The sequence below is a fragment of the Microbacterium maritypicum MF109 genome (genome assembly GCF_000455825.1).
Classification (GTDB): domain Bacteria; phylum Actinomycetota; class Actinomycetes; order Actinomycetales; family Microbacteriaceae; genus Microbacterium; species Microbacterium maritypicum_A.
This window is the reverse complement of the sequence record NZ_ATAO01000217.1, coordinates 73,084-85,543: the sequence shown is the minus strand read 5'-3', so window position 1 is coordinate 85,543 and position 12,460 is coordinate 73,084. Positions and strand designations below refer to the sequence as shown.

The window sequence follows — 12,460 nt, the reverse complement described above, 5'->3', positions numbered from 1 at the left end:
AGTACGACTGCTCGAAAAGATAAGGACACTCCTGTGGCACAAGACGTGCTCACGGACCTGAGCAAGGTCCGCAACATCGGCATCATGGCGCACATCGATGCCGGCAAGACCACGACGACCGAGCGCATCCTGTTCTACACGGGCGTCAACCACAAGCTCGGTGAGACGCACGATGGCGCTTCGACCACCGACTGGATGGAGCAGGAGAAGGAGCGCGGCATCACGATCACGTCTGCCGCCGTGACCTGCTACTGGAACAAGAACCAGATCAACATCATCGACACCCCCGGCCACGTGGACTTCACGGTCGAGGTGGAGCGCTCGCTCCGCGTGCTCGACGGTGCGGTCGCCGTGTTCGACGGCAAGGAGGGCGTCGAGCCCCAGTCCGAGACCGTCTGGCGTCAGGCCGACAAGTACAACGTCCCGCGCATCTGCTTCGTCAACAAGATGGACAAGCTCGGCGCCGACTTCTACTTCACTGTCGACACCATCATCAACCGCCTCGGCGCCAAGCCGCTCGTGATCCAGCTGCCCATCGGCGCGGAGAGCGACTTCATCGGCGTCGTCGACCTGATCGAGATGCGTGCACTGGTCTGGGCCGGAGACGCCAAGGGTGATGTCACCATGGGCGCCTCCTACGAGATCCAGGAGATCCCGGAGGACCTCAAGGAGAAGGCAGCGGAGTACCGCCAGCAGCTCCTCGAGACCGTCGCCGAGACCGACGACGCGCTGCTCGAGAAGTTCTTCGGTGGCGAGGAGCTCACGGTCGCCGAGATCAAGGGTGCGATCCGCAAGCTGACCGTCGCCAGCGAGATCTACCCGGTGCTCTGCGGTTCCGCGTTCAAGAACCGTGGCGTCCAGCCGATGCTCGACGCGGTCGTCGACTACCTCCCGAACCCGCTCGACGTGGGCTCGATCGAGGCGCACGACCCGAAGGACTACGACACGATCATCGAGCGTCACCCCGACGCCAATGACCCGTTCGCCGCCCTCGCGTTCAAGGTCGCCGTGCACCCGTTCTTCGGTCGCCTCACCTACGTGCGCGTCTACTCGGGTCACCTGGACTCCGGTTCTGCGGTCGTCAACTCGACCAAGAACAAGAAGGAGCGCATCGGGAAGATCTTCCAGATGCACGCCAACAAGGAGATCCCGGTTCCCTCGGTCACCGCCGGAAACATCTACGCGGTCATCGGCCTCAAGGACACCACCACGGGTGACACCCTCACCGACCCGACGGCTCCGGTCGTCCTCGAGTCGATGACGTTCCCCGAGCCCGTCATCGAGGTCGCGATCGAGCCGAAGACCAAGGCCGACCAGGAGAAGCTGGGTGTCGCCATCCAGAAGCTCGCTGAAGAGGACCCGACCTTCCGCACGGAGCTCAACCCCGAGACCGGTCAGACGACCATCAAGGGCATGGGCGAGCTGCACCTCGACATCCTCGTGGACCGCATGAAGCGCGAGTTCAACGTCGAGGCCAACGTCGGCAAGCCGCAGGTGGCGTACCGCGAGACGATCCGCAAGACCGTCGAGAAGCACGACTACACGCACAAGAAGCAGACCGGTGGTTCTGGACAGTTCGCAAAGATCCAGTTCACCATCGAGCCGCTCGACCTCGACTCCGAGAAGACCTACGAGTTCGTGAACGCCGTCACCGGTGGTCGCATCCCTCGTGAGTACATCGGCTCGATCGACGCCGGTTTCCAGGACGCGATGAACGTCGGCGTGCTCGCGGGCTACCCGATGGTCGGCGTCAAGGCGACCATCGTCGATGGTGCAGCGCACGACGTCGACTCCTCGGAGATGGCGTTCAAGATCGCGGGCTCCATGGGCTTCAAGGAGGCCGCTCGTCGTGCCAACCCCGTGCTGCTCGAGCCGCTGATGGCCGTCGAGGTCCGTACTCCCGAGGAGTACATGGGCGACGTCATCGGCGACCTGAACTCGCGTCGTGGCCAGATCCAGTCGATGGAAGACGCCGCAGGCGTCAAGGTCGTCCGCGCTCAGGTCCCGCTGTCCGAGATGTTCGGCTACATCGGCGACCTGCGCTCGAAGACCTCGGGCCGCGCCGTCTACTCGATGGAGTTCCACAGCTACGCTGAGGTTCCCCGCGCAGTGGCCGACGAGATCGTCCAGAAGACCAAGGGCGAGTAATCGTCCTTCTGGGAGCCGGGCCCCGGTCCGGCTCCCAGGACACCTACAACTTCACATTCCCTCTCTACTAAACTGAGAACCTAACCCGTAGAGAACCGGTCGCAAACCAGTGCCCGGTCACCTCTACAACGACGTCCTGAGGAGGACCCAGTGGCTAAGGCCAAGTTCGAGCGGACCAAGCCGCACGTCAACATCGGAACGATCGGTCACGTCGACCACGGCAAGACCACGCTCTCCGCAGCGATCTCGAAGGTGCTTGCTGACAAGTACCCGTCCGACACCAACGTGCAGCGTGACTTCGCTTCCATCGACTCGGCGCCGGAAGAGCGCCAGCGTGGTATCACCATCAACATCTCGCACATCGAGTACGAGACCCCGAAGCGCCACTACGCGCACGTTGACGCTCCCGGCCACGCCGACTACGTCAAGAACATGATCACCGGTGCGGCTCAGATGGACGGCGCGATCCTCGTGGTCGCCGCCACCGACGGCCCCATGGCTCAGACGCGTGAGCACGTGCTGCTCGCCAAGCAGGTCGGCGTTCCGTACCTGCTGGTCGCGCTGAACAAGTCCGACATGGTCGACGACGAGGAGATCCTGGAGCTCGTCGAGCTCGAGGTCCGCGAGCTGCTCGCCGGCCAGGGCTTCGACGAGGACGCTCCTGTCGTCCGCGTCTCCGCTCTCAAGGCCCTCGAGGGCGACGAGAAGTGGACCCAGGCGATCCTGGACCTGATGCAGGCTGTCGACGACAGCGTTCCGGACCCGGAGCGTGACCGTGACAAGCCGTTCCTGATGCCCGTCGAGGACGTCTTCACGATCACCGGTCGTGGAACCGTCGTCACGGGTCGCGCCGAGCGTGGCACGCTGGCCATCAACTCCGAGGTCGAGATCGTCGGACTCCGTCCGACCGTCAAGACCACGGTCACGGGTATCGAGATGTTCCACAAGCAGCTCGACGAGGCCTGGGCCGGCGAGAACTGTGGTCTGCTGCTCCGCGGCACCAAGCGTGAGGACGTCGAGCGCGGTCAGGTCATCGTCAAGCCGGGTTCGGTCACGCCGCACACCGACTTCGAGGGCACCGCGTACATCCTGTCCAAGGACGAGGGTGGCCGTCACAACCCGTTCTACACGAACTACCGCCCGCAGTTCTACTTCCGCACCACCGACGTCACCGGCGTCATCTCGCTGCCCGAGGGCACCGAGATGGTCATGCCCGGCGACACCACCGACATGACGGTCGAGCTGATCCAGCCGATCGCCATGGAGGAGGGCCTCGGCTTCGCCATCCGTGAGGGTGGACGCACCGTCGGCGCCGGTACGGTCACGAAGATCATCAAGTAAGCATCTGCTTCCTCGCAAAGGGGTCGGACCTTCGGGTCCGACCCCTTTGTCGTCGATGCCGCCCTGTGGGGCGCGGTGCTGTCGTAGACCCGGGACGCGAGGGTTCCGTTTGCCGGGGTGGACATGCACAATGAGTGTGGTCGACTCGATCGGTCGGCGGCACACCTTCAGAAGGGGAATCACATGGGTATCGAAGACGCCGTGAACAAGGGCAAGGATCTGTACGAGCAGAACAAGGACAAGATCGCCGAGGCCGTCAAGAGCGAGCAGGCCGAGGACATCAGCGACAAGGTGCTCGACGGCGTCGCGGACTTCGCCAAGAAGATCGCCCCCGGCGCCGCGGACAAGATCGATGAGATCCGCGACGGCGCTGACAAGGCCGTCGGCAACGAGTAAGAAAGACCGCAAGCCCCGAGCGGCGATCCACGACCTGTGGGTCGCCGCTCGTGCGTGCTGGAGGGGCAGCGTCCGTGCCGGAATGTCGTCGGATGTGGCGCATTCACGGTTGTATCCAGTAGGATCGTCTCGACCGCCTGGGGATCTTGCGGTCGGGGGAGCCGAAGGGGTTCGGTTTCCCGAAGCACGCGGAGTTCCGCGTACAAACTGGGGATATGCGATCTTGGGGATCATCGTGCGACGCGCGCACTCATTGCGCCTGAGCGTCACCCCGCCTGCGCGGCGGGTCTTCCGCCGCGCCCTCGGTCGAGGAGTTCGGCGTCCCTTCACGCCGGGCTACTCGCGTTCGGTGTGCCCCCTCGCACTGAACGCCCTCCCCAAGCGGGGCGAGGCATGGGGATGCCTCGCCCCGCTATCTCCCGCACTCTGACCTGTTCACGCACCGTCTGGAGTCGCGTTCGACGGACCGCGACACGCCCGGGTTTGCACAAGTGAAATCAGCCGTGGCAGAATAGACAGGTTCGATATTCCGTCGCCGCTGTGCGTGCGTCGGATCACTGCCAGGGCAGTGCATAGACGGCGCCTCCTCCGGGACGGTGCAGGGTTCTAGGCCGCGGGTAGCAGAACACACCCCGACACCCTTCTTCACGAAGGCTTCCGCCGTGCGCGGCGGAAGGTCGGCATCCGGTCGCCTCACGGCTTCCGGCTGACAGAAGAACAGTGGTGCAGCAGATCGACTCGCGAGGGTCGTTCTCGTGCCGAGGCGCGAACAGCGCCGACGTGCGTCCAATGCCCCAGGGCCACCCGGTCCCGGTCGGTAAGACGCTTAAAGAGAGAGAGCAGACAATGGCGGGACAGAAGATCCGCATTCGCCTGAAGTCGTATGACCACGAGGTCATCGACACGTCCGCACGCAAGATCGTCGACACCGTGACCCGTGCGGGCGCAACCGTCGTCGGCCCCGTGCCCCTTCCGACCGAGAAGAACGTCGTGTGCGTCATCCGGTCGCCGCACAAGTACAAGGACAGCCGCGAGCACTTCGAGATGCGCACCCACAAGCGTCTGATCGACATCGTCGACCCGACGCCCAAGGCCGTCGACTCGCTGATGCGTCTCGACCTGCCGGCCGATGTCAACATCGAGATCAAGCTCTGAGGTTCGACATGGCTGACATCAACTCCAAGGTTTCCAAGGGCATGCTGGGCACGAAGCTCGGCATGACCCAGGTGTGGAACGAGAGCGGCAAGCTCGTTCCCGTCACCGTCATCGAGCTGGCACCCAACGTGGTCACCCAGGTCCGCACGCCCGAGAAGGACGGCTACAACGCCGTGCAGATCGCGTACGGCCAGATCGACCCCCGCAAGGTCAACAAGCCGCTCTCCGCTCACTTCGAGGCAGCCGGCGTCACGCCGCGTCGTCACGTCACCGAGATCCGCACCGCGGACGCCGGCGACTACAACCTGGGCCAGGAGCTCACGGTCGACGGCACCTTCGAAGCGGGCCAGCTCGTCGACGTCGTCGGCACGAGCAAGGGCAAGGGCTTCGCCGGTGTCATGAAGCGTCACAACTTCAAGGGCGTCTCGGCTTCGCACGGTTCGCACCGCAACCACCGCAAGCCCGGCTCGATCGGCGCATCGTCGACCCCGAGCCGCGTCTTCAAGGGCATGCGCATGGCCGGCCGTATGGGTGGCGAGCGCGTGACCGTCCTCAACCTCACGGTGCACTCCATCGACATCGAGAAGGGACTCATGCTCGTCAAGGGCGCAGTCCCCGGTGCTCGTGGCCGCATCGTCTATGTCCGCAACGCAGTGAAGGGTGCCTGATCATGGCTGACTCCACTCTCGCGCTCGACGTCCTCAAGGCAGACGGCAAGAAGGCAGGCTCGATCGAGCTTCCCGCCGCGCTGTTCGACGCCAAGACGAACATCCCGCTCATCCACCAGGTCGTCGTCGCGCAGCTCGCGGCGGCTCGCCAGGGCACGCACTCGACCAAGCGTCGTGGCGAGGTCTCGGGTGCCGGTCGCAAGCCCTTCAAGCAGAAGGGCACGGGTAACGCCCGTCAGGGTTCCATCCGCGCGCCGCACATGACCGGTGGTGGCATCGTGCACGGCCCCAAGCCGCGCGACTACTCGCAGCGCACCCCCAAGAAGATGATCGCCGCCGCCCTGCTGGGCGCGCTCAGCGACCGCTTCCGCGGTGACCGCATCCACGCCATCGAGTCCTTCGGGATCGACGGAACGCCTTCGACCAAGACCGCGGTGAACTTCCTCACCAACGTCGTCTCGTCGAAGAACGTGCTCGTCGTGATCGAGCGCAACGACGACGTGACGCTGAAGAGCATCCGCAACCTGTCGAACCTGCACGTGCTGACGTTCGACCAGCTCAACGCATACGACGTGCTCGTCTCCGACGACATCGTCTTCACCCAGGCCGCGCTCGAGGGCTTCATCGCCTCCAAGTCCGGCGCCAACCAGGAGGTCTCCGCATGAGCGAGCAGGCATCTGTTCTCCAGACGGCCCTGAACAAGGACCCGCGCGACATCATCCTGAAGCCGGTCGTGTCCGAGAAGAGCTACGGTCTCATCGATGAAGGCAAGTACACCTTCCTCGTCGACCCGCGCGCTTCGAAGACCGAGATCAAGCTCGCCATCGAGAAGATCTTCGGCGTCAAGGTCGCAGGGGTCAACACCCTCAACCGCGTCGGCAAGGCACGCCGCACCCGCTTCGGCACCGGCAAGCGCAAGGACACCAAGCGCGCCATCGTCACCCTGAAGTCGGGCACCATCGACATCTTCACGGCAATCGGCTGATCCGGGGGATAAGGACAATAATGGCTATTCGCAAGTACAAGCCCACGACCCCGGGCCGTCGCGGCTCGTCGGTGGCTGACTTCGCCGAGATCACTCGATCGACGCCGGAGAAGTCGCTGCTGCGCCCGCTCTCGAAGACCGGTGGTCGCAACAACCAGGGCCGCATCACGACCCGTCACATCGGTGGTGGCCACAAGCGCCAGTACCGTGTCATCGACTTCCGTCGTAACGACAAGGACGGCGTCAACGCCAAGGTCGCTCACATCGAGTACGACCCCAACCGCACCGCGCGCATCGCGCTGCTGCACTACTTCGACGGTGAGAAGCGCTACATCCTCGCTCCGGCGAAGCTGAAGCAGGGCGACATCGTCGAGTCGGGTGCCGGGGCTGACATCAAGCCGGGCAACAACCTCCCGCTGAAGAACATCCCCACGGGTACCGTCATCCACGCGATCGAGCTCCGCCCCGGCGGCGGCGCGAAGATGGCACGTTCGGCCGGTGCATCCGTCCGTCTCGTCGCCAAGGACGGCCCCTACGCCCAGCTGCGTCTGCCCTCGGGCGAGATCCGCAACGTCGATGCGCGCTGCCGCGCGACCATCGGCGAGGTCGGCAACGCCGAGCAGTCGAACATCAACTGGGGTAAGGCCGGCCGCATGCGCTGGAAGGGCGTCCGCCCGACCGTGCGTGGTGTCGCGATGAACCCGGTCGACCACCCGCACGGTGGTGGTGAGGGTAAGACCTCCGGTGGTCGTCACCCCGTCTCCCCGTGGGGCCAGGCTGAGGGTCGTACCCGTCATGCCAACAAGGAAAGCGACAAGTACATCGTGCGTCGTCGTAACGCCGGCAAGAAGCGTAAGTAGGAGTAAGAGAAGATGCCTCGCAGTCTTAAGAAGGGCCCCTTCGTCGACGATCACCTGCTTCGCAAGGTGGTCGTGCAGAACGAAGCCGGCACCAAGAACGTCATCAAGACCTGGTCCCGTCGGTCCATGATCATCCCGGCCATGCTGGGTCACACGATCGCGGTCCACGACGGACGCAAGCACATCCCTGTGTTCGTGTCCGAGACCATGGTCGGTCACAAGTTGGGCGAGTTCGCGCCCACCCGCACCTTCCGCGGCCACGAGAAGGACGACAAGAAGGGGCGGCGCCGCTAATGGTCGAATCGATCGCACGCGTGCGACACATCCGCGTGACCCCTCAGAAGGCTCGTCGTGTCGTCGCGCTCATCAAGGGCAAGCAGGCACAGGAAGCTCTCGCGATCCTCAAGTTCGCACAGCAGAGCGCCAGCGAACCGATCTACAAGCTTGTCGCGTCGGCCATGGCCAACGCGCAGGTGAAGGCGGATCGCGACGGCGAGTTCCTCGACGAGCAGGACCTGTACGTGGCCAACGCGTACGTCGACGAGGGCACCACGCTCAAGCGTTTCCAGCCCCGTGCTCAGGGTCGCGCTTTCCAGATCAAGAAGCGCACGAGCCACATCACGGTCGTGCTCTCGACGCCTGAGGCAGCTCCGGCCGCCACGGGCGACAGCAACAAGAAGGCGAGCAAGTAATGGGACAGAAGGTAAACCCGTACGGCTTCCGTCTCGGCATCACGACGGACCACGTCTCGCGTTGGTTCTCTGACTCGACGAAGCCGGGTCAGCGCTACGCCGACTACGTCGCCGAGGACATCAAGATCCGTAACCTGCTCAAGACGCAGCTCGACCGCGCCGGTGTCTCGAACATCGAGATCGAGCGCACCCGTGACCGCGTCCGCGTCGACATCCACACCGCCCGTCCGGGCATCGTGATCGGTCGTCGTGGGGCCGAGGCGGAGCGCATTCGCGGCGACCTCGAGAAGCTCTCGGGCAAGCAGATCCAGCTGAACATCCTCGAGGTCAAGAACCCCGAGGCCGACGCTCAGCTGGTCGCACAGGGCATCGCCGAGCAGCTCTCTGCTCGTGTGGCGTTCCGTCGTGCGATGCGCAAGGGTCTGCAGGGCGCGCAGCGCGCCGGCGCCAAGGGCATCCGCATCCAGGTCTCCGGCCGCCTCGGCGGCGCCGAGATGAGCCGTTCGGAGTTCTACCGCGAGGGTCGTGTGCCGCTGCACACGCTGCGCGCGAACATCGACTACGGCTTCTACGAGGCGAAGACCACCTTCGGCCGCATCGGCGTGAAGGTCTGGATCTACAAGGGCGACCTGACCGCGAAGGAGCTCGCTCGCGAGCAGGCCAACGCACCCAAGGCTCGTCGTGACGACCGTGGTGGCGACCGCCGCCGTGCCCCGCGCAACGAGGCACCTGTCGCAGAAGGAGCGTCGGCATAATGCTCATCCCCCGTAAGGTCAAGTTCCGCAAGCAGCACCACCCGGGTCGCTCGGGTCAGGCCACCGGCGGCACGAAGGTCTCCTTCGGCGAGTACGGTATCCAGGCCCTCACGCCCGCTTACGTGACGAACCGTCAGATCGAGTCCGCTCGTATCGCGATGACCCGTCACATCAAGCGTGGTGGAAAGGTGTGGATCAACATCTACCCCGACCGTCCGCTCACGAAGAAGCCTGCCGAAACCCGCATGGGTTCCGGTAAGGGTTCCCCCGAGTGGTGGGTCGCCAACGTCAAGCCGGGCCGTGTCCTCTTCGAGGTCGCGGGTGTCGACGAGGAGCTCGCACGCGAAGCTCTGACCCGTGCAATTCACAAGCTGCCGCTCAAGGCACGCATCATCAAGCGCGAGGAGGGCGACGCGTAATGGCGATCGGCACCAAGGAGCTCGCCCCGGCAGAGCTCGACACATTCGAAGACCAGCGCCTCGTCGAGGAGCTGCGCAAGGCCAAGGAGGAGCTGTTCAACCTCCGTTTCCAGTCGGCCACGGGCCAGCTGGAGAGCCACGGCCGCATCCGCGCCGTCAAGCGCGACATCGCGCGCCTCTACACCGTGATCCGCGAACGCGAGTTGGGCATCCGTGCGACGCCCGCTCCGGTCGAGGCTCCGGCCAAGAAGGCGACCAAGTCGAAGGCGAAGAAGGCGGACTCCGCCGACGACGCCGTGAAGGAAGAGGCTGAGTGATGGCCACCAAGAAGGAAGCGACTGTGGAGACGCAGGCCGCAGGACACGAGTCGTCCGAGCACGACGTCCGCGACTCCGCTGCCCGCGGTTACCGCAAGGCACGTCGCGGCTACGTCGTCAGCGACAAGATGGACAAGACCATCGTGGTCGAGGTCGAGGACCGCGTGAAGCACCCGCTTTACGGCAAGGTCATCCGCCGCACCTCGAAGGTCAAGGCGCACGATGAGGCGAACTCCGCCGGCATCGGCGACCTGGTCCTGATCAACGAGACCCGCCCGCTGAGCGCCACGAAGCGCTGGCGCCTGGTGGAGATTCTGGAGAAGGCCAAGTGATCCAGCAGGAATCCCGACTCAAGGTCGCCGACAACACCGGCGCCAAGGAGCTGCTCACCATCCGTGTTCTCGGTGGCTCGAAGCGCCGTTACGCGGGACTCGGCGACACCATCGTCGCGACCGTCAAGGACGCGATCCCCGGTGGCAACGTCAAGAAGGGCGATGTCGTCAAGGCGGTCATCGTCCGCACCAAGAAGGAGGTCCGTCGTCCGGACGGCTCCTACATCAAGTTCGACGAGAACGCCGCAGTGATCCTGAAGAACGACGGGGAGCCCCGCGGCACCCGTATCTTCGGGCCGGTCGGTCGTGAGCTTCGCGACAAGAAGTTCATGAAGATCGTCTCGCTGGCGCCGGAGGTCATCTAATCATGGCGAAGATCAAGAAGGGTGACCTGGTTCAGGTCATCACCGGTGCCACGCAGGAGCGTGGCGGCGACCGCGGCAAGCAGGGCAAGGTCCTCGACGTCCTTTCCGACAAGAACCGCGTCATCGTCGAAGGCGTGAACTACGTCACCAAGCACACCCGCGTCGGCCAGACGCAGCGTGGCACCAAGACCGGAGGCATCGAGACCGTCGAAGCCTCCATCCACATCTCGAACGTCGCACTCGTCGACCCCTCGACCAAGAAGCCGACCAAGGTCGGCCACCGGGTCGAGGAGCAGACCAAGGACGGCGTCAAGCGCACCGTCCGCGTGCGCTACGCGAAGAAGAGCGGTAAGGACCTCTGATGAGCACCGACACTGCCGCGCCGGCTGGCAAGATCCAGCCGCGCCTGAAGCAGAAGTACAACACCGAGATCAAGAAGGCGATGCAGGACGAGTTCGGTTACGCGAACGTCATGCAGATCCCCGGACTGGTCAAGGTCGTCGTGAACACCGGTGTCGGCGAGGCAGCTCGCGACAGCAAGGTGATCGATGGCGCGGTCGACGATCTCACCAAGATCACCGGCCAGAAGCCGATCGTCACGAAGGCTCGCAAGTCCATCGCGCAGTTCAAGCTGCGCGAGGGTCAGGCCATCGGCGCGCACGTCACCCTCCGTGGTGACCGCGCGTGGGAGTTCGTGGATCGCCTCGTCTCGCTCGCACTGCCCCGTATCCGCGACTTCCGCGGTCTCTCGGGCAAGCAGTTCGACGGCAACGGCAACTACACCTTCGGTCTCCAGGAGCAGAGCGTGTTCCACGAGATCGATCAGGACAAGATCGACCGGGTTCGCGGTTTCGACATCACCGTCGTCACCACCGCGAAGACGGATGAAGAGGGCCGGGCACTGCTCCGTCACCTCGGATTCCCGTTCCGCTCGGAAGACGCACAGGCGTAACACCCTCGACGGGCTCAGTGGTCTCGTGTCACTGAGCCCGTCGATGTGCACGTACAATTGAAAATTGCGTGTCATCGCAGGCCGTCTGTCGTGTAACGGCAGCCGGAACCTCATGAACAAAGGAAATCAACAATGACAATGACAGACCCGGTCGCAGATCTGCTGACCCGTCTGCGCAACGCGAACTCGGCGCACCACGATTCCGTGACCCTGCCGTCGAGCAAGCTCAAGACGCACATCGCTCAGATCCTCCAGCAGGAGGGCTACATCGCCGGCTGGGAGACCTCTGACGCCCGCGTCGGACAGAACCTCACGCTGACGCTGAAGTACGGTCCCAACCGTGAGCGCTCCATCGCTGGCATCAAGCGCGTCTCGAAGCCCGGTCTCCGCGTCTACGCGAAGTCGACCGAGCTTCCCACGGTCCTCGGCGGCCTTGGCGTGGCGATCCTGTCCACCTCCTCCGGTCTTCTCACCGACCGTCAGGCAGAGCAGAAGGGCGTGGGCGGAGAAGTTCTCGCCTACGTGTGGTAATTCGAAATGTCGCGTATTGGACGACTTCCCATCGACGTTCCCGCGGGCGTGACCGTTTCGGTCGACGGCCGCGAGGTCGCGGTGAAGGGCCCCAAGGGTGAACTCACCCTCACGGTGGCCAGCCCCATCGAGGTCGCGGTCGAGGAGAACCAGGTTCTGGTCTCCCGTCCCGACGACGAGCGCGAGTCGCGGTCGCTTCACGGCCTGACCCGCACGCTCATCAACAACAACATCATCGGCGTGACCCAGGGCTACACCAAGGGTCTCGAGGTCGTCGGCACCGGTTACCGCGTGCAGCAGAAGGGCAGCTCGGTCGAGTTTGCCCTCGGCTTCTCGCACCCGGTCCTGATCGACCCGCCCGCCGGCATCACGCTCACGGTCGAGGGCACCACCAAGCTCACCGTCAGCGGGATCGACAAGCAGGCTGTCGGCGAGGCAGCTGCCAACATCCGCAAGATCCGCAAGCCCGAGCCGTACAAGGGTAAGGGTGTGCGCTACGCCGGCGAGAACGTGCGTCGCAAGGCCGGAAAGAGTGGTAAGTAAC

At 64.4% G+C, this 12,460-nt stretch carries 19 protein-coding genes; all 19 read left to right on the top strand.

Translation table 11 applies throughout. The annotated features are described in order from the left end of the window. The first annotated feature begins 33 nt into the window (after window positions 1-33). A complete protein-coding gene (fusA, locus tag L687_RS38250) occupies window positions 34-2,148 on the top strand; it encodes an elongation factor G (RefSeq protein WP_021201125.1) in 2,115 nt (704 codons plus the stop codon). A 150-nt stretch (window positions 2,149-2,298) separates the two neighbouring features. Next, entirely contained in the window at window positions 2,299-3,489 is a 1,191-nt protein-coding gene (tuf, locus tag L687_RS38245; protein WP_017829210.1) for an elongation factor Tu, read from the top strand. Window positions 3,490-3,672: 183 nt separating this feature from the next. Next, window positions 3,673-3,885, top strand: coding sequence for a hypothetical protein (locus tag L687_RS38240; RefSeq protein ID WP_021201124.1), 213 nt, complete (start codon window positions 3,673-3,675; stop codon window positions 3,883-3,885). An 846-nt stretch (window positions 3,886-4,731) separates the two neighbouring features. After that, the gene (gene rpsJ, locus L687_RS38235; protein WP_017201594.1) at window positions 4,732-5,040 is read left to right on the top strand and encodes a 30S ribosomal protein S10; all 309 of its coding nucleotides are present in this window, start codon (window positions 4,732-4,734) and stop codon (window positions 5,038-5,040) included. Between the two features lie 8 nt (window positions 5,041-5,048). Continuing rightward, window positions 5,049-5,708 carry a 50S ribosomal protein L3 gene (gene rplC / locus L687_RS38230; protein WP_021201123.1) on the top strand — a complete coding sequence of 220 codons (660 nt, stop codon included), beginning with the start codon at window positions 5,049-5,051 and terminating at the stop codon, window positions 5,706-5,708. Between the two features lie 2 nt (window positions 5,709-5,710). Next, entirely contained in the window at window positions 5,711-6,373 is a 663-nt protein-coding gene (gene rplD, locus L687_RS38225) for a 50S ribosomal protein L4 (RefSeq protein ID WP_021201122.1), read from the top strand. Beyond that, complete coding sequence (gene rplW, locus L687_RS38220) at window positions 6,370-6,693, top strand: 50S ribosomal protein L23 (RefSeq protein ID WP_017829206.1); 324 nt, start codon at window positions 6,370-6,372, stop codon at window positions 6,691-6,693. Before rplD ends, rplW begins: the two co-directional genes overlap by 4 nt. 20 nt (window positions 6,694-6,713) lie before the next feature. Beyond that, the gene (gene rplB / locus L687_RS38215; protein WP_017201590.1) at window positions 6,714-7,553 is read left to right on the top strand and encodes a 50S ribosomal protein L2; all 840 of its coding nucleotides are present in this window, start codon (window positions 6,714-6,716) and stop codon (window positions 7,551-7,553) included. A gap of 12 nt (window positions 7,554-7,565) precedes the next feature. After that, on the top strand, window positions 7,566-7,847 hold the full coding sequence (gene rpsS, locus L687_RS38210) for a 30S ribosomal protein S19 (protein ID WP_017829205.1): 282 nt from the start codon (window positions 7,566-7,568) through the stop codon (window positions 7,845-7,847). Next, on the top strand, window positions 7,847-8,245 hold the full coding sequence (gene rplV / locus L687_RS38205; protein WP_021201121.1) for a 50S ribosomal protein L22: 399 nt from the start codon (window positions 7,847-7,849) through the stop codon (window positions 8,243-8,245). The genes rpsS and rplV overlap by 1 nt, the downstream gene beginning before the upstream one ends. After that, window positions 8,245-9,000, top strand: coding sequence for a 30S ribosomal protein S3 (gene rpsC / locus L687_RS38200; protein WP_017201587.1), 756 nt, complete (start codon window positions 8,245-8,247; stop codon window positions 8,998-9,000). Before rplV ends, rpsC begins: the two co-directional genes overlap by 1 nt. Further along, on the top strand, window positions 9,000-9,419 hold the full coding sequence (gene rplP, locus L687_RS38195) for a 50S ribosomal protein L16 (protein ID WP_017829203.1): 420 nt from the start codon (window positions 9,000-9,002) through the stop codon (window positions 9,417-9,419). The genes rpsC and rplP overlap by 1 nt, the downstream gene beginning before the upstream one ends. Next, the gene (gene rpmC, locus L687_RS43180; protein ID WP_017829202.1) at window positions 9,419-9,736 is read left to right on the top strand and encodes a 50S ribosomal protein L29; all 318 of its coding nucleotides are present in this window, start codon (window positions 9,419-9,421) and stop codon (window positions 9,734-9,736) included. Before rplP ends, rpmC begins: the two co-directional genes overlap by 1 nt. Next, entirely contained in the window at window positions 9,736-10,068 is a 333-nt protein-coding gene (rpsQ, locus tag L687_RS43265; RefSeq protein WP_021201120.1) for a 30S ribosomal protein S17, read from the top strand. The genes rpmC and rpsQ overlap by 1 nt, the downstream gene beginning before the upstream one ends. After that, window positions 10,065-10,433 (top strand): 50S ribosomal protein L14, encoded by a 369-nt coding sequence (gene rplN / locus L687_RS38180; protein ID WP_017201583.1) that lies wholly within the window; start codon window positions 10,065-10,067, stop codon window positions 10,431-10,433. Before rpsQ ends, rplN begins: the two co-directional genes overlap by 4 nt. Window positions 10,434-10,435: 2 nt before the next feature. Then, window positions 10,436-10,795, top strand: a complete 360-nt coding sequence (gene rplX / locus L687_RS38175; RefSeq protein ID WP_021201119.1) for a 50S ribosomal protein L24 — start codon at window positions 10,436-10,438, stop codon at window positions 10,793-10,795. Further along, the gene (rplE, locus tag L687_RS38170) at window positions 10,795-11,385 is read left to right on the top strand and encodes a 50S ribosomal protein L5 (RefSeq protein WP_021201118.1); all 591 of its coding nucleotides are present in this window, start codon (window positions 10,795-10,797) and stop codon (window positions 11,383-11,385) included. The genes rplX and rplE overlap by 1 nt, the downstream gene beginning before the upstream one ends. A 132-nt stretch (window positions 11,386-11,517) precedes the next feature. Further along, a complete protein-coding gene (gene rpsH, locus L687_RS38165) occupies window positions 11,518-11,916 on the top strand; it encodes a 30S ribosomal protein S8 (protein WP_021201117.1) in 399 nt (132 codons plus the stop codon). 6 nt (window positions 11,917-11,922) lie between these two features. Beyond that, the gene (gene rplF / locus L687_RS38160; RefSeq protein WP_017829197.1) at window positions 11,923-12,459 is read left to right on the top strand and encodes a 50S ribosomal protein L6; all 537 of its coding nucleotides are present in this window, start codon (window positions 11,923-11,925) and stop codon (window positions 12,457-12,459) included. Window position 12,460: the final 1 nt, after the last annotated feature.

What these genes read in the sequence shown, in the direction of transcription:
- rplD (WP_021201122.1), top strand. Translation starts at nt 5,711, where the DNA reads ATGGCTGACTCCACTCTCGCGCTCGACGTCCTCAAGGCAGACGGCAAG.
- rpmC (WP_017829202.1), top strand. Translation starts at nt 9,419, where the DNA reads ATGGCGATCGGCACCAAGGAGCTCGCCCCGGCAGAGCTCGACACATTC.
- rplP (WP_017829203.1), top strand. Translation starts at nt 9,000, where the DNA reads ATGCTCATCCCCCGTAAGGTCAAGTTCCGCAAGCAGCACCACCCGGGT.
- rpsH (WP_021201117.1), top strand. Translation starts at nt 11,518, where the DNA reads ATGACAATGACAGACCCGGTCGCAGATCTGCTGACCCGTCTGCGCAAC.
- rpsC (WP_017201587.1), top strand. Translation starts at nt 8,245, where the DNA reads ATGGGACAGAAGGTAAACCCGTACGGCTTCCGTCTCGGCATCACGACG.
- rplX (WP_021201119.1), top strand. Translation starts at nt 10,436, where the DNA reads ATGGCGAAGATCAAGAAGGGTGACCTGGTTCAGGTCATCACCGGTGCC.
- rplC (WP_021201123.1), top strand. Translation starts at nt 5,049, where the DNA reads ATGGCTGACATCAACTCCAAGGTTTCCAAGGGCATGCTGGGCACGAAG.
- rplE (WP_021201118.1), top strand. Translation starts at nt 10,795, where the DNA reads ATGAGCACCGACACTGCCGCGCCGGCTGGCAAGATCCAGCCGCGCCTG.
- rplF (WP_017829197.1), top strand. Translation starts at nt 11,923, where the DNA reads ATGTCGCGTATTGGACGACTTCCCATCGACGTTCCCGCGGGCGTGACC.
- rplB (WP_017201590.1), top strand. Translation starts at nt 6,714, where the DNA reads ATGGCTATTCGCAAGTACAAGCCCACGACCCCGGGCCGTCGCGGCTCG.
- rpsS (WP_017829205.1), top strand. Translation starts at nt 7,566, where the DNA reads ATGCCTCGCAGTCTTAAGAAGGGCCCCTTCGTCGACGATCACCTGCTT.
- L687_RS38240 (WP_021201124.1), top strand. Translation starts at nt 3,673, where the DNA reads ATGGGTATCGAAGACGCCGTGAACAAGGGCAAGGATCTGTACGAGCAG.
- rplV (WP_021201121.1), top strand. Translation starts at nt 7,847, where the DNA reads ATGGTCGAATCGATCGCACGCGTGCGACACATCCGCGTGACCCCTCAG.
- rplW (WP_017829206.1), top strand. Translation starts at nt 6,370, where the DNA reads ATGAGCGAGCAGGCATCTGTTCTCCAGACGGCCCTGAACAAGGACCCG.
- rpsJ (WP_017201594.1), top strand. Translation starts at nt 4,732, where the DNA reads ATGGCGGGACAGAAGATCCGCATTCGCCTGAAGTCGTATGACCACGAG.
- rpsQ (WP_021201120.1), top strand. Translation starts at nt 9,736, where the DNA reads ATGGCCACCAAGAAGGAAGCGACTGTGGAGACGCAGGCCGCAGGACAC.